At 40.8% G+C, this 21,199-nt stretch carries 14 protein-coding genes and 6 tRNA genes; 5 read left to right on the plus strand and 15 right to left on the minus strand.

The annotated features are described in order from the left end of the window. Window positions 1–50: 50 nt before the first annotated feature. The 10 genes from Phpb_RS15250 to nagE all read right to left on the minus strand — a co-directional run bounded on the left by Phpb_RS15250 (window position 51) and on the right by nagE (window position 5,902). A tRNA-Gln gene (locus tag Phpb_RS15250) sits at window positions 51–125 on the minus strand. A 6-nt stretch (window positions 126–131) separates the two neighbouring features. Further along, a tRNA-Met gene (locus Phpb_RS15255) sits at window positions 132–208 on the minus strand. A gap of 56 nt (window positions 209–264) precedes the next feature. Beyond that, a tRNA-Gln gene (locus Phpb_RS15260) sits at window positions 265–339 on the minus strand. Between the two features lie 52 nt (window positions 340–391). Then, a tRNA-Gln gene (locus tag Phpb_RS15265) sits at window positions 392–466 on the minus strand. 28 nt (window positions 467–494) lie between these two features. Then, a tRNA-Leu gene (locus Phpb_RS15270) sits at window positions 495–579 on the minus strand. 5 nt (window positions 580–584) lie between these two features. Beyond that, window positions 585–661 (minus strand) — tRNA-Met (locus tag Phpb_RS15275). 151 nt (window positions 662–812) lie between these two features. Continuing rightward, window positions 813–2,036, minus strand: a complete 1,224-nt coding sequence (nagC, locus tag Phpb_RS15280) for a DNA-binding transcriptional regulator NagC (RefSeq protein WP_065391076.1) — start codon at window positions 2,034–2,036, stop codon at window positions 813–815. A 15-nt stretch (window positions 2,037–2,051) separates the two neighbouring features. Beyond that, the gene (gene nagA / locus Phpb_RS15285; RefSeq protein WP_065391077.1) at window positions 2,052–3,212 is read right to left on the minus strand and encodes an N-acetylglucosamine-6-phosphate deacetylase; all 1,161 of its coding nucleotides are present in this window, start codon (window positions 3,210–3,212) and stop codon (window positions 2,052–2,054) included. A gap of 86 nt (window positions 3,213–3,298) precedes the next feature. Further along, complete coding sequence (gene nagB / locus Phpb_RS15290; protein ID WP_065391078.1) at window positions 3,299–4,111, minus strand: glucosamine-6-phosphate deaminase; 813 nt, start codon at window positions 4,109–4,111, stop codon at window positions 3,299–3,301. A gap of 276 nt (window positions 4,112–4,387) precedes the next feature. Then, window positions 4,388–5,902: an N-acetylglucosamine-specific PTS transporter subunit IIBC gene (nagE, locus tag Phpb_RS15295; RefSeq protein ID WP_065391079.1), complete on the minus strand. Its 1,515-nt coding sequence runs from the start codon at window positions 5,900–5,902 to the stop codon at window positions 4,388–4,390. Window positions 5,903–6,987: 1,085 nt separating this feature from the next. Between nagE and glnS the strand changes: the two genes are divergently transcribed. Further along, window positions 6,988–8,655, plus strand: coding sequence for a glutamine--tRNA ligase (gene glnS / locus Phpb_RS15300; protein WP_065391080.1), 1,668 nt, complete (start codon window positions 6,988–6,990; stop codon window positions 8,653–8,655). Between the two features lie 187 nt (window positions 8,656–8,842). Here the strand turns inward: glnS and Phpb_RS15305 are convergent, their stop codons facing one another. Then, window positions 8,843–9,736 (minus strand): LysR family transcriptional regulator, encoded by an 894-nt coding sequence (locus tag Phpb_RS15305; RefSeq protein WP_046395526.1) that lies wholly within the window; start codon window positions 9,734–9,736, stop codon window positions 8,843–8,845. A 446-nt stretch (window positions 9,737–10,182) separates the two neighbouring features. On the opposite strand from Phpb_RS15305, the gene Phpb_RS15310 reads away from it, so the two are divergent. The 4 genes from Phpb_RS15310 to Phpb_RS15325 all read left to right on the plus strand — a co-directional run bounded on the left by Phpb_RS15310 (window position 10,183) and on the right by Phpb_RS15325 (window position 18,213). Further along, window positions 10,183–10,944, plus strand: coding sequence for an iron-containing redox enzyme family protein (locus tag Phpb_RS15310; protein ID WP_165603306.1), 762 nt, complete (start codon window positions 10,183–10,185; stop codon window positions 10,942–10,944). Window positions 10,945–12,151: 1,207 nt separating this feature from the next. Further along, window positions 12,152–13,819: an FAD-dependent oxidoreductase gene (locus Phpb_RS15315; RefSeq protein ID WP_165603307.1), complete on the plus strand. Its 1,668-nt coding sequence runs from the start codon at window positions 12,152–12,154 to the stop codon at window positions 13,817–13,819. Window positions 13,820–14,364: 545 nt separating this feature from the next. Further along, window positions 14,365–14,814: a cupin domain-containing protein gene (locus Phpb_RS15320; RefSeq protein WP_082302600.1), complete on the plus strand. Its 450-nt coding sequence runs from the start codon at window positions 14,365–14,367 to the stop codon at window positions 14,812–14,814. Window positions 14,815–15,537: 723 nt separating this feature from the next. Then, window positions 15,538–18,213 carry a beta-N-acetylhexosaminidase gene (locus tag Phpb_RS15325; RefSeq protein ID WP_065391082.1) on the plus strand — a complete coding sequence of 892 codons (2,676 nt, stop codon included), beginning with the start codon at window positions 15,538–15,540 and terminating at the stop codon, window positions 18,211–18,213. A 74-nt stretch (window positions 18,214–18,287) separates the two neighbouring features. Here the strand turns inward: Phpb_RS15325 and fur are convergent, their stop codons facing one another. The 4 genes from fur to Phpb_RS15345 all read right to left on the minus strand — a co-directional run bounded on the left by fur (window position 18,288) and on the right by Phpb_RS15345 (window position 21,197). Next, complete coding sequence (gene fur / locus Phpb_RS15330; protein WP_036776678.1) at window positions 18,288–18,734, minus strand: ferric iron uptake transcriptional regulator; 447 nt, start codon at window positions 18,732–18,734, stop codon at window positions 18,288–18,290. Window positions 18,735–19,097: 363 nt separating this feature from the next. Further along, complete coding sequence (fldA, locus tag Phpb_RS15335; protein WP_065391083.1) at window positions 19,098–19,628, minus strand: flavodoxin FldA; 531 nt, start codon at window positions 19,626–19,628, stop codon at window positions 19,098–19,100. Between the two features lie 174 nt (window positions 19,629–19,802). Then, window positions 19,803–20,090 (minus strand): LexA regulated protein, encoded by a 288-nt coding sequence (gene ybfE / locus Phpb_RS15340; protein WP_036776802.1) that lies wholly within the window; start codon window positions 20,088–20,090, stop codon window positions 19,803–19,805. 138 nt (window positions 20,091–20,228) lie between these two features. Continuing rightward, complete coding sequence (locus Phpb_RS15345; protein WP_065391084.1) at window positions 20,229–21,197, minus strand: GlxA family transcriptional regulator; 969 nt, start codon at window positions 21,195–21,197, stop codon at window positions 20,229–20,231. Window positions 21,198–21,199 lie beyond the last annotated feature (2 nt).

Here is a 21,199-nt window from a genome sequence, read left to right on the forward strand (position 1 = left end):
TTTCTGTATATTTTTTCAACACATCACTTCACGTAACACATTGATGAATATGGCTGGGGTACCAGGATTCGAACCTGGGAATGCCGGAATCAGAATCCGGTGCCTTACCGCTTGGCGATACCCCAATAAAATGGTGGCTACGACGGGAATCGAACCTGTGACCCCAGCATTATGAGTGCTGTGCTCTAACCAGCTGAGCTACGTAGCCTTATTTTTGATGCGAGAAAATTTACTGCAAAATATCAGTGAGCGACATTCAGCTAATGGCTGGGGTACCAGGATTCGAACCTGGGGATGCCAGGATCAAAACCTGGTGCCTTACCGCTTGGCGATACCCCAACTGAAAGTGGTCACTGTACAACATGTTGTCAGAATTGTGTTATCAGGATTATGGCTGGGGTACCAGGATTCGAACCTGGGAATGCCAGGATCAAAACCTGGTGCCTTACCGCTTGGCGATACCCCATCTGAATAACGACAACTCGATGAATGAATGGTGCGGGAGGCGAGACTTGAACTCGCACACCTTGCGGCGCCAGAACCTAAATCTGGTGCGTCTACCAATTTCGCCACTCCCGCAAAGATGGTGGCTACGACGGGAATCGAACCTGTGACCCCAGCATTATGAGTGCTGTGCTCTAACCAGCTGAGCTACGTAGCCATCTTTTTTGCATTACCTTCATCGGCGTTGCGGGGCGCATTATGCGTATATCAGCTAAATGCGTCAACTGCTTTTTTCTCGAAATCTGCTTAAAGTCGCTTGTTTGATTGGCATATAAGCATTTTGCTGTCAAAAGCAACAAAAAATAACATTACCCTTCGAGTAAGTGTTGTAACAGGACACCATTAAGCATAGCACGTTTAGTCAGAGCGAAGGCGCCAATAGCAGAACAGTGGACTAATTCAGAAACCACGATTGGCAGATCTTGACGAAATTCTTTCAAAACTTGAGAGTTGATACAACTTTGAATAGCGGGTAAGAGCACTTTCTGAGCTTCAATAATTTCTCCTGCCAGCACAACCTTCTGTGGGTTAAATAAATTAATCGCGATAGAGATGGCTTTGCCGAGGTGATGGCCGACGCTTTTTATCACTTCAGAGGCTAATGGATCATTTTGATTAGCGGCTTGGCAGATAGCTCTGATATTGCAATTATTCAATGTTAGCTGGCTTGGAAAACCTTGCTTTAATTGATGCTGGACTCGCGCTTCTATCGCTGAGTTAGCGGCGATAGTTTCCAGGCAGCCAAAATTGCCGCAGTGACAGCGTTCACCGAGTGGATCAATTTGAATATGGCCAATTTCACCTAAATTTCCTCTATTATTGAGAAGTATCTGATTATTGATAATCACCCCGGCACCGGTACCTCGATGGATACGTACCAATATTGAATCTTCACAATCACGGGTGGCGCCGAAATAGTGTTCAGCTAATGCCAAACTGCGAATATCATGACCCACAAAACAGGTAATGTTGAAATGCTTTTTCAAATTATCGACCAGAGTCCAGTGAGTCACTTTAATATGAGGCATATAACGGACGATGCCGGTATCTGGGTCAACTAATCCGGGGAGGATAACTGAAATGGCGATGAGCTCACGTATCCTTCGTTGATTTTGTTGAATAAAGTTTTCTATTGCGTTGATGAGCCGGTCTTCAACTTTTTGCTGAGTCGCTTCAGGCAGTGGATAATGTTCTTCAACCAAGGCCCTGCCACTCATATCATAAAGGGCAAGAGTAGCATCATGGCGACCAAGGCGGACACCGATAGTATGGAAGTGACGATTTTCAGTAACGATGGAAATGGCGCGGCGGCCTCCGGTAGAGGCTTGTTGATCGACTTCTTTAATCAAGCCCCGTTCGAGTAGCTGACGAGTAATTTTAGTCACACTGGCCGGCGCAAGTTGACTTTGTTCAGCAATTTGAATGCGAGAGATTGGCCCTTGTTGATCAATCAGCCGATATACCACGGCTCCGTTAAGTTGCTTTACAAGGTCGATATTACCAATTTGTTTTTGTGTGTTGTTATAACTCATCAGCTATTTAGTCCGTCAAAGTTCAGTTTCTTTTCCGTTAACGATGGTCTTGCAGATTTTAAAGTCGTGACTGAAAACAACGAGGTTAGCGATTTTCCCGGTTTCAACGGCGCCAAGATATTTATCAACGCCAATTGCGCGAGCAGGGTAGAGAGTTGCCATCCTCAGTGCTTCATCTAGTGCAATACCAACATGTTCAACGATATTTTTAACGGCATCTATCATAGTGAGAGAAGAGCCGCTTAGAACGCCGTTTTGATCAACACATAATCCGTTGCGATAGTATATGGTCTTACCTGCGAAGGTGAAATGCTCCATTTTACAGGAAGTCGGATCGAGTCCGGCTGGGGCCGTCGCATCTGTTACTAGAATTAACTTATCGTTTTTCAAACGCTTAGTATTACGAATATTTGGCCATGAAACGTGTAAACCATCAGCGATGATTCCAGCATAAATTTCAGGTGTATCAAAGATAGCGCCAATCAAGCCGGGTTGGCGGCCTGAAATAGCTGGCATGGCATTGTAAAGATGAGTTGAAATAGTAATTCCGTGTTGGAATCCCTGTCGGGCCTCTTCATAACTGGCATTTGAATGACCGGCGGAAACAACAATACCGGCCTCTACCAACTGCTGAATATATTTTTGTTCGACCATTTCCGGTGCGAGGGTCAACTTAGCGATGACATCAGCGTTATCGCACAGGAAATTTATCATTTCAGATGTAGGCTTACGGATAAGCTCTGGATTATGAGTGCCTTTCTTTACCGGATTGAGATAAGGACCTTCCAGATGCAGGCCCAAAGCCTGATGCTGATGATGCTTAAGATAAGTGCGCATGACTTCAACAGAGGCCATCATCAATTCGTCTGTGCTAGTAATCAGAGTGGGTAAGTAACTGGTACAACCGGAGCGCTCATTGGTTCTTTGCATGATATTCAGCGTTTTTTCTGAAATATTTTCCAACTGATCGTTGAACTGAACGCCACCACAGCCGTTAACTTGTAGATCAATAAAACCGGGGGAAAGAATTGCGCCATTTAGATCACGTTTTTCAATCTGTTCGGGTAACGCTTGTGTTAGGCAAATTCGTTTAATTAAGCCGTCCGCAATGATAACGGCATGCTCATCTAATCTGTTGTGACCGGTATATATAATGCAGTTGGTTAAAGCATACATCTTAGCCTCCTATGGGATCGGGAGATGATGATTGAAGATAATAACGGTAATCAGCCTGCGAGAGAGGCGTCAGGCTGTGTAGATTGTTAGTTTTTGCTGGCGAATTCGCCGATAGTATCTGCTTCCAGTTGGTGGAAATATTTGACTGTTTTTACCTTCAATTCCATTGTTGCCGGTTCGTCACAAACAATGATGGATTTAGGATGCATTTGCAGACAGCTTATCGTCCACATATGGTTGACATTGCCTTCAATTGCCGCTTGAATGGCTTGAGCCTTATTGAGACCTGTTGCAAGGATCATAATTTCTTCTGCATCCATTAACGTGCCTACGCCGACGGTTAGGGCGTATTTAGGCACCTGATTAATATCATTATCGAAGAAGCGGGAGTTAGCTGTGCGGGTTTCTACGGTAAGTGTTTTAATGCGTGTACGGGAAGTCAGAGATGATGCCGGTTCATTGAAGGCAATATGACCGTCGTTACCGACACCCCCCATAAATAGATGTATTTGACCGTAAGATTTAATTTTGTCTTCATAACGTTGACATTCCGTTTCGACATCAGAGGCATTACCATTGAGCAGATTGATATTTTCTTTCGGGATATCAATATGATCAAAGAAATTTTGATACATAAACCTATGGTAGCTTTGTGGATGATTTTCGGCGATACCGACATATTCGTCCATATTGAATGTTACAACATGTTTAAAACTGATTTTCCCTGCTTTATGCAGAACAATTAACTCTTTATAAGTTGCCAGTGGTGTACTGCCGGTTGGCAATCCCAAAATAAAAGGGTGCTCGGCGGTGGGGTTAAATGCATTGATTTTGCTAACGATATAGTGTGCGGACCATTTACCAACGTCACTTGCATTCGTTAGGGGGATCAGCCTCATAAGTGCCTCTTAAAACAAGAAATTATAGCGGTTGGATAAATTAACTGATTAACTAATCTTCTTATCGTGCGAATACTAAATCATTTGTATGAGCAGAGATATGCTGTACCTCAAAGATATTTTTTATCTTAAAATAAGATATAAAGAATAGCCAGGGAATTAATAGAAAAAGTTATGAGTTTTACGGTTTTTGTCACTTATTAAGCCACCTTATTTTGCAAGAAAAATAAAAGGGAACAAGAGATGAGTTCCCTTTTAAATTCAAGGTGTTTTTAGCTATGGCCTTTTGTTTGGTCTATCTGAATGTAGTTGAATGCGTATCTGCCCGGCAATGCTTTCTGCTTGGGGACCCAATACAACTTGAACGCTCTGTTTACCTATTTTCAGGACGCCTTTTGCACCTAATTGTTTTAACCGGTGTTCATCCAATTGAGTGTTGTCTCCAATGGTTAAGCGAAGACGGGTAATGCAGGCGTCTACCGTATGAATATTTTGTGCGCCGCCAAGAGCGGTAATGTAATGTTGGATTGTTTCGTTATCTTGGGCGGCAGAGATCGCTTGAGTTGTCTCTCCAATTTCGCGGCCTGGGGTACGTAAGTTGAAAATACGAATCATGAGGGTGAAACAAACAAAATACAGCACAAAGAACAAGGCGATTAATGGGATTAACAACCACGGCTTGGTTGCCAGACCCCAGCTCAATACAAGGTCAATTAATCCGGCGGAGAATCCAAAACCATGCAGAATACCCAATGAATTGACGATAACCATGCTAACGCCAGCCAATATTGCATGCAGAACATATAAAGCTGGCGCCAGGAATAAGAATGAGAATTCTATTGGTTCAGTTATACCGGTTAAGAATGCTGTCAACGCGACGGAAAATAACATTCCGCCAATCTGAGGACGACGTTCCTTTGGCGCTGCGAAATACATTGCCAGCGCAGCGCCGGGCAAACCGCCCATAAAGATGGGATAAGCCCAGGCCATGTAAACTCCGGCATGTGGATCACCGGCAAAGAAACGGTTCAAGTCGCCGCGGCTCATATCGGTGGCGATTTGGGTAATGGTTGAGCCATCAATGCCTGGAACCGCTGCGCCAATGGTCAGAGAACGGACAACATCCGGCGCCAGGCAGATATTATGTACAGAGCTGGCTAAATCATAAGTAATTTTCAAACAGTCACCCAGACTAAACCAGAAAACAGAGTGCAGAATATAGTGCAAACCAAATGGAATGAGAGAGCGGTTGAGTACACCATAAGTAAACCATCCGACCATGCCGCTCTTTGATACTAACAGACTGAAAGAATCAATACCGTGCTGGACATATGGCCAGACATAGCCACATATCCATGCAATGAACAGACAAATAATGCCTGTCATGATAGGGACTAATCGCTTGCCTGCGAAGAAAGCAAGAAACTCTGGCAAGCGTGTATCTGAAAAACGGTTATAACAATGACCGGCGACAATACCCGCGATAATACCGGCGAAAAAAGACATATTGATAGTCGAGTCTATGACTGACGTGGCTTTAGTGAGTACTAAAAAGCCAACTACACCTGCCAGTGCAGCAGCGCCAGCATTATCTTTTGCTAAGCCCACTGCGATACCTAATGCAAATAACAGTGGGAGGTTTTCGAAAATACCACCGCCAGCGCTGGCGATGAAAGGAATATTAAATACGTCGGGTTGGCCGAAACGTAGCAAAAGCGCGGCTACGGGAAGTGTAGCAATGGGAAGCATCAATGCTTTTCCCAATCGCTGCAAGTAGTTGAATATACCCATAATGCTTACCTTTAGTTGTAGGATGTTTTATTGAAAAAATAGCTCGCTATGAACAACAGCAATACAACTTATTTTTAGTTGAAAAATAATAAAAAGCTACACATAAATGAGTAATTGTGATCACTGTAGCGATATTGTTTAAAATTGCATAAATTAAGTCAGGTGTGGTAAACGGATTCAAATTTTCAATTGAATTAACATAGTGATTTATTTGATTTTATTGTTTATTTACGATGGTTTAAACATTAAAATGCGTGTATATAACGTAACCCTTTATTATTCTTTAGTTTAGTTTAGTTTAGTTTAGTTTAGTTTAGTTTATTGGCCTGATTATAAATTTATTTTCAAAAAATACCGGTTAGAGAATAGTGATGTAATTTAGATAAAATCATGATGGTGAAATACCTGAATTATCAGAATTGATTATGAGATTAATTTATTGTTATTTTGGATTTTTTGTATATAAAAATTTAATTTAGAATATCATTAATGGTGTTTCAATCATAAATTTGATATGTATAATTATTTTTTATATTTACAGAGTGAAATCATCGATTAATGAGTAATTTAGAGGTTTAAATTATAGATTTATGTTCATTTTATCAAGTGGTTATTTATGAAAAACATAGTGTCAATTATTTATTCCTTAAAATTGGATGGTTATTATTCGATAATGTTTTTTATGGTTGAATGAAATATTGATTGAAAATAGTTTCATGAGTTATTTCATATTGCAAATTACTCAATGCTCCTTCATTTTTACGGATAATTATAAATAAAGCGCGCTGTATTGTTGACTATGCCGCTGTTGAGCGCTTTTTCGATCTTAATAAAGGTTTATTCGTAACTATTTGTTATATATGAGATTGTGGAAGCATGGATAAATGGGTTTGGATTGCTAAGTATCATGCTTATTTTTCAGTAAAAAATTATAAAAGCAGTTCCTTTTTCGGCAGAGAGTTGTTTTTTCGCTCCAACTTTGTACTGAATCGCCATTTTACATGAACAAACGGTTGTTTCTCAGCACTGCTTGTTGGATTATAGGCGGTTATGTGACGCGTTTTTGCATTATTGAGGTATAAGAAATGAGTGAGGCAGACGCCCGCCCGACAAACTTTATTCGTCAGATAATTGACGAAGATTTGGCAACTGGTAAACATACATCGGTACATACTCGCTTTCCGCCTGAACCCAATGGCTATCTGCATATTGGTCATGCGAAATCTATTTGCCTGAACTTTGGTGTTGCAAAAGATTATCAGGGCCAGTGTAACCTGCGTTTTGATGATACCAACCCAGTTAAGGAAGATGTTGAATACGTCGATTCTATTAAAAATGACGTTCAGTGGTTAGGTTTTGAGTGGAGCGGCGATATTCGCTACTCTTCTAATTATTTCGATACGTTGTATCAATATGCTATTGAATTGATCAATAAAGGTCTGGCTTATGTTGATCAATTGAGTCCGGAAGAGATCCGTGAATATCGTGGCACGTTGAAAGAGCCGGGTAAAAACAGCCCATATCGTGACCGCACTGTTGAAGAAAACTTGGTGTTGTTCGAAAAAATGCGTGCCGGTGAATTTGACGAAGGTAAAGCTTGTCTGCGCGCCAAAATTGATATGGCATCACCTTTCATTGTGATGCGTGATCCAGTTTTGTACCGGATTAAATTTGCAGAACATCATCAGTGCGGTGACAAGTGGTGCATCTACCCAATGTACGATTTTACTCACTGTATTTCTGATGCCCTTGAAGGTATTACGCATTCGCTGTGTACACTGGAGTTCCAGGATAACCGCCGCCTGTACGACTGGGTGCTGGAAAACATCACCATTGATTGTCACCCGCGTCAGTATGAATTCTCGCGCTTGAATCTTGAATACACAGTCATGTCTAAGCGTAAGCTGAATCTATTGGTGACAGATAAGATTGTTGAAGGTTGGGATGATCCCCGTATGCCAACGATCTCGGGCTTGCGTCGTCGTGGTTATACTGCCGCGTCTATTCGTGAATTCTGTCGTCGTATTGGTGTCACCAAGCAGGACAACAATGTGGAAATGGCAGCATTGGAATCTTGCATCCGTGATGATCTGAACGAAAATGCCCCTCGCGCAATGGCTGTTCTCGATCCGGTCAGATTAGTGATCGAAAACATGCCGGAAGGGGAGCAGATTTTGAGTATGCCTAATCATCCGAACAAACCGGAGATGGGCAGCCGTGAAGTGCCATTTAGCCGTGAGATCTATATTGACCGTGCAGATTTCCGTGAAGAAGCGAACCGTCAATATAAGCGTCTGGTATTGGGTAAAGAGGTCCGTTTGCGTAACGCTTATATCATTAAAGCGGAGCGTGTTGAGAAAGATGCTGACGATAATATCACGACAATCTATTGCAGCTACGATGATCAAACGTTGAATAAAGATCCAGCGGATGGTCGGAAAGTGAAAGGTGTTATTCATTGGGTTAGTGCAGCTCATGCGGTTTCTGCGGAGTTCCGTCTGTATGATCGTCTATTCAGCGTACCCAACCCAGGGGCAGAAGATGATTTTCTGGCGACAATTAACCCAGAATCACTGGTGATCCGTCAGGGCTTTGTTGAGCCAAGTTTAGCTGATGTTGAGTCAGAACAAACTTACCAGTTTGAACGTGAAGGTTATTTCTGCGCTGATTGCTGTCATTCCAGTGCAGAAAATTTGGTATTTAACCGTACCGTTGGTCTGCGTGATACCTGGGCAAAAATTTCTCAGGATTAATTAAGATAATGAACTGTACCTCACAAGTTGGACGTTTAATCCAGCATGAGGTGCAGTTTTTTTGTGGCTAAATTTGTCATTACTAGAGAAAATTAAATTATGGGTAAACGAGTTATCAGGATTGCAGGATAAAATCAAAAGTATCAATTCATACGTAAACACCTCTATAAGTTATTGATAAATATTTTTATTTTTCTTTTGGGAATAAATTATCTGCCATGAAATCGACAAAAGCTCTGACTTTAGGTAATACCCAACGGTTAGATGGCCAGAGAACACGGAAGGTGCTTGAAGTACCCGCCCACTTATCCAGGATGGTTAACAATTCACCGCTAACCAAGGCTTGTTTAACGGTAAAATCAGGCAAACAGGCGATGCCGTGACCTTGGATCGCCATGTGCAGCAATGTTTCGACATGATTGCTGGTGATCTTTGCCTGAAGATGAATGTCTACTTCGGATGTTCCTGAACGCAAAGGCCATTTCTCCAACAGGCCGGTAGTGGGAAAACGGTGCATCAAACAGGCGTGGTGTAATAACTCTCCGGGATGTGATGGTTTACCGTGTTGTGCAAAATAGCTTGGAGCGCCAACATAGACAAGACGGCTAGACCCTATACGTTTATTCATTAGTCGTGAATCGTTGAGTTCTCCAGTGCGAACCACAGCATCGAACCCTTCATCGATAACATCAACTAATCGATCACTAAAATCCAGTTCTAGTTCTATCTGTGGGTAACAAGTGGCAAAAGCGGATAATACGGGCAACATCAGGTTACTGAGCGATGGCAAACTCACTCGCAGGCGGCCTTGAGGGGCAGAGATGGAGCTTAATAGTTCATGTTCCGCAGTGGAAATCTCGTCCAGGATACGTTTGCAGCGCTCAAGGAACAGTGTGCCTTCAGCCGTCAAACTGACACTACGTGTGCTACGTTGGAGCAGGCGGACACCTAATTTCTCTTCTAAGCGGGATATGCTTTTGCTAACGGACGAAGGAGAGAGTCCGAGTTGCCGGGCTGCTGTCGCGAAGCTACGAGCTTCGGCTACATGGATGAAGATTATAAATCCACTCAAATTATTCATTTGGCCTCCTGGGATTTTTTTAGGTCACTATTGGTGACAAGAAAGTCACTTCAGAAGTGATTTTAGGTCTATTTATCCACTATTAGCGAATCTGTAGTATGAAATAAAATTCATTTTGCTCTCGCTGCCATATAGCGATGCACAGTACATATTTAAGGGCGAAAATCGAAATGGTCGTGAAAACCAAAATAGATACGGGATCGAGTGTAAATAAAATTTCACTCGTCTTGTCTTATGACCGTGGTCATTCCTTTGAATACCGTGCGTAATGGGAGCACAGTAGAGCTGAGTTTGGCCATTAACATCTATATTTTTACCTGTGGTATTGCGACAATCTGTGCTAACAGACTGATAGGATTGCATAAACATAGAACGACTATTTTTGGCTTGAGAAGAGCCTATATATCATCTATTTCATCGGTTGAATGTTACTAAAAGGGTTTATTATGGAACTCGCTATCAACACTCAAAACAAACTTAGAAAAGAAACCGGTTATTTTTTATCTCCACTATGGGAAGACGTTTTCTCTAAAGAGTTATTGGAGGAGCTTAATTCAAATATATTTCTGGTCGCTTGCCGTTCTGGACAGGTGGAGCAGAATTTATTAAGAAAATTTATGATCCAGCACCATTACTATTCACAATATTTCACCCGCTATCTCTGTTCATTGATGGGAGGTTTAACAGACCAAAAAGATTTTGTGTTGCTTTCTCACAATTTGTTGGAAGAGCTAACAGGAACCGATGCTGCAAAGATATCTCACGCAGAGTTATATAAAAAGGCGATGGCTGCTATTAACGCGGTTCCTAAAAGTGATCCGATTCTTAACAGCACTCAGCAACTGATTGATGCTATGTTTCGCCATTGCCGCAGTGATGATTCTCTAAGAGGGCTTGCGGCACTGTGTTTAGGAGCTGAGGCGATCGTGCCTTTGGTTTATGGCCCAATTTTGGATGCCTTGCAATTCATAAAGGCACCTGATGATGCATTGCATTTCTTTAGAATTCATGTTGAAGAAGATGAAGATCATGCCATTGCGATGAGGAAAATTATTGATCGGATGGTTGAAGAGAAACCTTACCGGAGGGTGGATGTTATTGCCGTGGGTGAAGAAATGGTGCGTTTTCGCATTGCGATGCTTAATGAACTATATCAAAGTAATATTGGGGTAAATACAGATGTAACGCTTTTATCCGAATGTGATTGAGATACTTTGCGTCATAATGACATGTGTAGCAAAAGTACTTGATATGGTTTCTAGTGGTGAAATATTAGCATAAAGTGTTGATAGCTATATTTCTGGCGAAAGAAATAATAAAAACATTTGTAATCATATATAATGTAATAGTTATTTGGTTGAATTCATATGATGTCAAAAATAAAAATCGAAATTAGTCATTATCGATTTTTTTGAATGAAAATTAATTTTAAATGTAAATATTGTTTGGCGACAAATTATGTAACTAATATTGGAAAAGTCTAAGAAGAAATACTATATTAGAGAATGTGTGGTTGTTGTGAATAACTTGGATCAAAATGCCTACGAGGACGATAAGTAAGGTTATGAAACATAAGTTAAGGAGTATTTCTGCTAAAATTCTTGATAAATACTAAAGAAATAAAAAAGTTTCATATAGGATTATAAAAACCGCTAATTACATATCCAGTAATTAGAATTGATTATAAATAAAATAACATATTGTGAATTGAGTTTTTCATGAAAATGCTGTTGTCAAAGTTGTAAAAAAAGTTGATTCTTGTTGAATCTCCCGATGTCTCTGAGTTTGAACGTATGGAGCGGTTCTTTAACATTCACAAAGATGTGTTCCCACCAACTCATTTTCAGTCCACCGGTATTCTTACTAAGAATTTGAGATACCTCTTTTTGAGCATTAGGCTACAGAGTAAGAGTTATTGTTTCCATGATAGCATTAGAAGAATATTGTCCATTTGTTGCTTCTGATATTGAAGAAACGATGAACTATACCTTGTTTAGTATAATGCGACATAATTCGTTTCTGTGGGAAATGGCAATATATATGAAATATTAGAAAATTGTGAAAACTTTGATGCTATTTATTTTGAATTATAATCTTCCGTTTATTCTTGAAAGTGACTTTTTTCGAGAGGAAACTGATTATACGCTTAACAATCCAGAAGATGTAACATATAAATTTTTTCTTAAGAAAGTAACAAAGTAAGTATCTCAATTGATACGGAAAGAGGCTTGTGGGGGTTAGCTGTTAGGGAAATAAAATAATGTTTAATGAATAATTTATAAAGCATAATTATAACTATTTTTTATATGAAGAGAGAAGAAAAGACGATAATTCACAAACATACAAAAATTTTTAACTGATATCTTTGGGACTGAAGTGTTTATTGCTATAAATCATTATTAAGGAGAATATATTTTGACTTCGGAAAATATTTCTGTATCACCTGTTGCCATTGTTGGTGGTGGACCCGTTGGCCTAATGTTAGCTTTATTCTTGGATTTATATGGTGTTCGTTCCGTTATCTTTAATTTGGAGGAAGAAACTCGATGGCAACCTAAAGGCACTACCCATAGTGCCCGTATTATGGAGCATTATCGTCGTGTAGGTATATCTCAGCCTATTCGGTCATTAGGATTGCCAAAAGAGTTCCCTTTGGATGCGTCATATTTTACCAAGTTTAATGGGTGGGAACTTGCACGGATCTCCTTACCGTCGGAAATGCAGAAAATGGCTATGCGCGACAATGCGGCTTCGACAGATCAGGTACCAGAGCCCATATTACGTGTAAATCAAATGTATGCTGAACGGTTTTTGTTACAACATGCAAGGAGTCGTCCGAATATTACAATAAGATATGGTTGGCGTGTTAAAGATTTTATCCAGTATCAAGACAAAGTAAAACTTTATGCGGAGCATGTTGATGGAAAATATGCTAATGAAGTCTGGCAGGCGGCATATATGGTTGGGTGCGATGGCGGGCAGAGCTTTGTTCGATCTAAGCTTGGTATCGCATACGAAGGAACAGTTGAAGCTAAGGCAGGTTTTCTAACAGGTGGAATGGTGTCCAGCTATATCCGTGTTCCTGGAATTCATCAAGGATTATTACGAGACAAAAAATCCTTGATGTACCATATTATCTCACCTGGGAAGCATATGTTATTTATCTGCTTAGACGGTGAAGATGATTTTTTATTTGTGACCCAAAGTAAAGATGGGAAAGTTATCGATGATTCGGAAGTCATTCGCATAGCGCAGGCGGGAATCGGTTCAGATGTTGAGGTATTAGTCCTTGGCAATACGATATGGAAAGGTGGTGTTGCTCTCGTTGCTAATAAATATTCTGAGGGTAGGGTATATTTAGCAGGCGATTCTATTCACTTATTTTCGCCTACTGGTGGTTTTGGCATGCATACGGGGATCGACGATGCTAGCAATTTAGCCTGGAAAATTGTTGCGTCTATAAATGGTTGGGCGGGTAATGAGCTAATGGATTCTTATGAAAGCGAGCGTCGCCCAATTGCATTGAGAAATACTGCCGCTGCACGCTCTTATACCCGGCAGACAGCATCACTATATGTGCCTGAAAATCTGGAAGATGCAGATTCTGCGGGTGATTTGGCGCGTGAAAAGATTGGTATTGAGCTGAGTAATTTTCGCTGTCAATTTACTTCTATCGGTGTTGAACTTGGCGCCCGATATGATAATTCTCCTCATATTATTAATAGCGATCCAGTACCGGATGATGATTGGCTTAATTATAAACCAAGTAGTGTACCCGGAGGGAGATTGCCGCACTTATGGCTTACACCTATTCCTGGCGCCAGGGTATCTCTGTTCGATATTTTAGGTACCGGATTTAGTTTGCTGCGGATAGGATCTCATTTTCCAGATATATCTGAATTATTAGCTCAAGCATATCAACGTAAGATTCCGGTCAAGATTGTTGATCTTCCCGGTCATGATGCTTGGCGATTATATCAAACCAGGTTCCTATTAGTGCGCCCTGACCAATATATTGCTTGGAGAGGTGATAAGGTTCCTGACAATATAGGTTCAATATTGGATAAAATTGTCGGCAGGTAACGGTCCTTCTGGTAATGTCGATAGGACTAATATAATTGTCATAGCAAAGCATTGATGGTTATTTGGTGTGCATATAAAAAATTAGCGAACAATCGAAATATCATTGGGGTTTGGTGTTAGCGTATTAAGAGAGGTGAGCCTGTGGAAAGGGTGGTTGGGTGTATAGAACGATAATATAGTTCAACCACCACTGTTATTACGCAGAATAATATAGTTAATGTTATTAAAAATATTTATCGGTAATTTTGATGGAATCTCTTGCACTTTTGTCAGAACTAATAGATATATACCCTAAAGATTTCAAGGTGCATCGCGACGGCAAGGGAGTGAATCCCCGGGAGCATAGATAACTATGTGACTGGGGTGAGCGAGTGCAGGCAACAAAGAGGCGACTTGAAAGATAACGGATATATAACATGGTATTACCAGGATAATTATGGAGCATAGGCAGAAATGGCGCCTAAGATATTTGTAAGATGAAATATTTTGGGTGTTATTTCAGAATGCAAATTTTACAATAAACTACAATATTGGAGGTAATTATAGTGAAAGAAACGTTTTTCTCATCTGGAGATTTTGGCAAAGTTCCCGGAGAATTACTTGAAGATAAGCCTGCTAAATTGATTCATGAAGATGTATTGAATTCTGAATTGAGTCAAGATTTGAATTTCTCAAATGAAAGGCGCCATAAAGTGGCTATGGTTAATTTACCCAGTAAAGTTCTCAGTATGACTCTGGGAGGATTACAACCTGGACAATCAACCCGTAAACACAGACACAGTTATGAAACCATAATATATATTGTTGATGGCGAGGGGTATTCACTCATTGGTGAACAACATGTTTCGTGGAAAGCTGGTGATGCGATATATGTGCCTGTGTGGGCATGGCATCAACATGTCAACAGTAGTGCTATTGATGAAGTATTCTATATTGCATGTGAGAATGCGCCAATGTTGCAAAACTTAGGTCTTGCTGTTCGTGAAGAGCTTTAAATTCAAGTAAATATAGGTTGTATAGATTGTATTTAAAAACAGAGAGTGATTTAACCGGGATAAAAGCTTATTAGCAATATTCCGGTATTTTATATGTATTAATTTTCTCTAATTTAATTCCGATGAAAATAGGGGTTTCACCTCAATTACTGAGTTTTTATTTAATTAAATTAGGATTGTTTAACTATTGTCTATAATGTAAAAATTACAATTGATAGTTTATTTTTTTAAATATTATCATTGGTAAATAATTTTGCATCTATTTTAGTTGGATAATGTTTTTATTAATTAATCTGTTTTTAGTACGTTTTTTATATTGTTAATCTTTCGGTCTTGTATTATTTTTTATTTTTATATCAATGATGTATATAATTTTACTTTCGTTTCTTTGTAATGTGTTCTCTGTCATGTTTTACAAAAAATCCCTTTTTTACCATTGATAATTCGTGATGCGAAAAATAATCTTTATAGGTGTTGATTAAGTGATTTTAATTTTCTTTCTTAATGTAATATTTTTTATTTTATAAATCGATTTACATTTTTGGCAGTAATTTTATGGTTACATATGGCACAAGATTGGTATTTATTTTTCTAAAATAAGAAAGAGATTAAATTCAACGTCATCATGCCATTTATTGTCTTCTCATGGCTCGTTGTTACTACTCTTAGTGTTTCTGGGTAGTGGCTTACCTTACATAACTTTTGTGTTTGAAAGAGGTAATAATGAAGAAATTTAAATTGCATACATTAGCGGCACTGACTGCGACAGTTGGACTTATAGGTTCTGTATATGCTTCTCAAACAGCGCAGCAAGTAGTTGATGCGCTGAGTCAATTAAAAGTTAATTATAAGGTTATTGATAATCAGGCGGGAGATCACGGCGTTAACTGTGCGGTACTAGGGGCAGATTGGGCTAAATGCAATCGAGTGGATATTACTTTAACCAATGGTAATCAGGCGATTGACTCTTCTGACTGGGCGATTTATTTCCACAGTATCCGTCAGGTCCTGAACGTGGATAATGAACAGTTCAAAATCACGCGCATTACGGGCGATTTACATAGACTGGAGCCAACCGAAAAATTCACCGGCATTAAAGTTAATGAGCAGGTAAAACTGCCGCTTATTGGAGAATACTGGCAGATTTACAGCACTGATTTTTTACCTCGCTGGTATACGACGTCGGGTAATGCGAAACCTAAAGTACTTGTTAATACGGATACAGAAGATCTGAGCCAATTTTTATCTGCTTTTACCGGCGATCAGTGGAAACGCACGCAGACAGATAACAATGTTCTGATGACGCCTGAAAATCGTTATATGAAGAACTTGCAGGTCAAAAAGGTTGGATCAGAAAAATTGCGTGGGCAAATTATCCCGACACCAAAAGAGATTCAGATTTTTACCGAGGATGTTGATTTATCTGGCGGGGTGAGGCTGGAATTAGGTGGTTTAAATGACGAGGCAGTTATTCTTGTCAGAAAACGTTTTACGGATCAAGGAATTAAATTAGAGAATAGTGGCTATCCTGTTGCGACCCAGATTGTCTCTTCCGATTTTACCGGAGATTGGCAGGTTAAAGGGGCTTACCGTCTGAATGTTACCCAGAATGGGGCACAAATTGTTGCTTTTGACCAATCAGGGGTGTTTTACGGTCTTCAATCTCTGTTGTCATTAATTCCTGTTGATGGCGATAGGAAGATTGCTACTTTGACGGTAAAAGATGCGCCCCGCTTTGAGTATCGTGGTGCTCTCCTTGATGTGGGGCGTAATTTCCACAGTAAACAGGCTGTTCTGCGTTTGCTTGACCAAATGGCAAGTTACAAGCTGAATAAATTCCATATTCACCTGTCTGATGATGAAGGTTGGCGTTTGGAAATTCCTGGATTACCTGAGTTGACGGAGGTCGGCAGCCAACGGTGTCATGATTTAAGTGAAACTAAATGTTTGTTGCCACAACTGGGTTCAGGTCCTGATAACAACAATATGGGTAGCGGCTATTTCAGCCGTCAAGACTATATTGATATTCTGAAATATGCCAAAGCGCGTTATATCGACGTTATTCCTGAAATTGATATGCCAGCCCATGCTCGTGCCGCCGTTGTTTCTATGGAAGCTCGCTATAAGAAATTGATCGCTCAGGGGAATGTGAAAGGAGCGAATGAGTATCGTTTACTGGACCCAACGGATACCACCAGAGCAACCTCTGTTCAGCTCTATGATCGTCGCAGTTATTTGAACCCGTGTATGGATTCTTCAAAACGATTTGTTGAAAAAGTCATAGGTGAAATTGCCGCTATGCATGAAGCGGCGGGCTCACCATTGGAGACCTGGCATTTCGGCGGAGATGAAGCGAAGAATATCCGTTTGGGAGACGGGTTCCAGGATAAAAATGGTCCTATCGTACCGGGTAAGGGCATTATTGATAAAAGCGCGGAAGATAAACCGTGGTCTAAGTCTCAGTTTTGTCAGAAGTTAATAGAACAGGGTGTTGTGAAAGATATTGATCATATTGCCAGTTATTTCGCAATTGAAGTAAGCAAAATTGTGAACGCTAATGGTATCGAGAGGATGCAGGCGTGGCAGGATGGTTTAAAACATGCCGGCAGCGCTAAAGAGTTTGCCACTAAACGCGTTGGGGTGAATTTCTGGGACACTCTCTACGATGGCGGTTTTGATTCAGTCAATGATTGGGCAAATAAGGGCTATGAAGTGGTGATATCTAATCCAGATTATATTTATCTGGATATGCCATATGAAGTTCATCCACAGGAGCGTGGCTATTATTGGGCGGCCCGTTTTAACGATGAAGCTAAGATCTTTAGTTTTGCGCCTAATAACATGCCACAAAATGCTGAAACTTCCGTTGACCGTGATGGTAATGCATTCCGTGCGAAAAGTGATAAACCGTGGCCGGGCGCTTATGGGCTTTCAGGTCAAGGATGGAGTGAAACGGTTCGTACTGATGAACAGATGGAATATATGATTTATCCACGCTTGTTGCCGCTAGCAGAACGAGCATGGCACCGGGCTAGTTGGGAGCTGGATTATATTCCGGGTCAGGCATATAAGAGTGGAGAAACGTATAAAGTCGATATAGATGCGCTTAATCGTGACTGGACTCGATTCGCTAACCTGATAGGGCAACGTGAACTGAGTAAACTGGATAAAGCAGGCATTGCTTATCGTCTACCGGTTCCGGGGGCTAAGGTGAAACGCGGCATTTTGCGGGCTAATGTTGCTCTGCCTGGGTTGGTCATCCAGTATTCGACTGATGGCGGTCGTAACTGGGAAGTTTATAACAACCATAAACGCCCAAGAGTGAGAGGTGATGTGTTAATCCGTTCTGTCAGCCCGGATGGTAAACGTTACAGCCGAATTGATAACGTAAGGGCATGATAATGTTGTAGCAAGAGGGGAACCCTGATGGGTTCCCCTCTAGGTAGATAAAAAATTAGCGGTTCAGGCGTGAATCACTTCTCGTCATGTGCGCTACTATCTTCGCGGCAATTACCGGCGGAGCAGTGACCATATAAATAAAGGCTGTGGTTTGAAAGTTTAATCCCATAACGCTCAGCAATGTTCTTCTGGCGTCTTTCGATATATTTGTCACTGAACTCAATGACTTTACCACAGTCCAGGCAGATTAAATGGTCGTGGTGGTGTTGTTGAGTGAGTTCAAAAACCGATTTACCACCCTCAAAGTTGTGACGGGTGACAATACCGGCATCATCAAACTGATTCAACACGCGGTAGACAGTAGCAAGTCCAATCTCTTCACCGTTATCAATCAGTTTTTTGTAGAGATCTTCCGCACTGACATGGTGATATTCAGGCTCCTGTAACACTTCCAATATTTTCAGACGAGGAAGTGTTACTTTAAGTCCAGCATCTTTTAATGCCTTGTTGTTGTCGGTCATGCGGATTCAGTCCTGTTACTCAGTAAAGTGAACTTAGCGATACTTCAAAAAGTACCAGTTAGTTATCAGATTATGATTATAGGCATGGCTAGTGAAAATGAAAACCACGTTAACCCGAACTTTCATTACACATTTTGCCAGAATAATCATTTATAAAACGCAGGAATAACCTTACTATTTATCATGTTTAGGATATTTTTTGCCATTCTTCGTAATAAAAAGCGGATTTAAGCAGTGTTTTGATAAAAACAACAGCCTTTGAACGCGATCCCACAGAGCGAGTGAAGCGAGTCACTTCTCACCTACCGTGGGTTCACTATCGATAAGAATGGCCTGCACAAATTGCGTTAATGGGATAGGCCGCTATCCTGCAAGAATTTCTGACAAACTCAGCTCTTCGTAGATCTGCTTGGTCCAGGCATTAACGCGCTCTTCTGTTAATTCTGGTTGGCGGTCTTCATCAATAGCAAGCCCGATAAAATGGTGATCATCGGCCAGACCTTTTGATTCTTCGAAGTGATAGCCCTCAGTCGGCCAATGACCAACAATAATGGCGCCGCGGGGTTCAATGATGTCACGGATAGTTCCCATAGCATCACAGAAATATTCCGCGTAATCTTCCTGATCGCCACAACCAAAAAGAGCGACCAACTTCCCTTCAAAATCGATTTCTTCCAGAGTAGGGAAGAAATCATCCCAGTCGCACTGAGCTTCGCCGTAGTACCAGGTAGGGATGCCGAGTAGCAGAATATCGAACTGTTCGATATCTTCTTTGCCGCTCTTGGCAATATCATGGATTTCTGCAATGTCGGAACCCAGAATTTTTTGGATCTTTTTGGCAATATTTTCTGTGTTGCCGGTATCGCTGCCGAAAAATATACCTATAATTGCCATAGGATAATATAACCTCTTGTTTTATTTGTGTATTTCTGTATGAGATATACGTATAAAATGTTAAAAATCAGTGAAAAAGGTTCTGATTGTATTAATAAAAAAATAAAATCCTATTTTGACTAAACGGTCAGGACAATTCTGTCAAGTTTGTGTGATTTCGTGCTTTCAATGCTATCAAGTCGCGATGTTGCTTTCTGCTAACTGGGCCAGCAAAATTTGCTCGATGAGTTCACTGCGGCTGATGTTGCGTTGCTGTGCAAGAAAGTTAAGCGCATCTACTGCATCAGCATTTATTTTCAGTTCCACACGACGTAGACCGCGCACCTTATCACGGCGAAGTTGGTTACGTTTGTTGACTCTGAGTTGTTCATCCCTGGAAAGTGGGTTGGTTTTTGGGCGCCCCGGTCTGCGTTCATTTGCGAACAAATCCAGAGTGGTGCGATCCATTTGTTCTTTTGCCATAAATTCAATTAATAAAGGGCGTATACCATAAAATATAGCACGCCATGATACCCCAGCTTCTAGTGTATCGCTACTGCCTGACAAAGATAAAAGTGGCGCCATTGCTTATCCGTAAAGGATTGTGATTGAGTTTCCGTTTTAGCGGTGCTGGTATTTTCTACGGTACTCTACTGGTGTTAACCCATTAAGTTTCTTGAATAACTCTCTGAAATAACGAGTATCTTCATAGCCAACTTCATGGCTGATCTCTTCTATGGTTTTATTCGATTTTTCTAACCGGCATTTCGCCAGAGATAATCGAATCTGTTGGATATATTGAATAGGCGTCTGGCCGGTTGCAGTCTTAAAACGCCGCTTCATCTGTCTTTCACACAGATGAATTTTATCGGCCAAATTACCAACTGATAATCGGTCCGATGGGGCGGAATGCATCCAGTCTTGTAGTTTGTGGATTAATGTATCTGAATGTTGGCGATAGGGGACAAAACTTGCGAGAGTGTGCGAAGGGAGACCTTCCATATCGCCAAATATAAGCTGACTACAGGTTTCCCGGGTATTTTGACCATATATCTGCTCAACAATATGCATCATGACATCGTTGTATTCATAGGTGCTGGAAGTACAAAAGATATTGTTATCTCTGGTGACTTTTATTTCCGAGTGTAACTGTACTTGTGGAAACATATCCTTAAATAAGTTGGTAAACAGCCAGTGGGTGGTGGCTTTACGGTTATTGAGTAAATTAGCTTTAGCCAGGATAAATGAACCAGAGCAAATAGAGACGATAGGGATATTTTTTTGCTCCATCATTTGCAGCCAATCTAAGGTTTCTTGAGTGCAAGAATCGAGATCGTTGTAAGGGAGCCCGATTGCCCCCACCAAGACAATATCTGTTTGTTTAATCTCTCCTATGAGTTTATTGGGCTTTAGTCTAACACCGCCTAGCCCGATAACATCTTGATTATCTTGGGTAATGATATTGATTTCTGGTTCCGGCGCTCCGGCTAAGTGAGCGGCGGTGGTTAAAATTTCTATCGGGCCGGTAATCGAAGTTAGAGATCCTCCTGAAAATGCCAAAGCGCTTAACGAAACTGGATTCCTATCCATAA

Source organism: Photorhabdus namnaonensis, assembly GCF_001684335.1.
GTDB lineage: Bacteria > Pseudomonadota > Gammaproteobacteria > Enterobacterales > Enterobacteriaceae > Photorhabdus > Photorhabdus namnaonensis.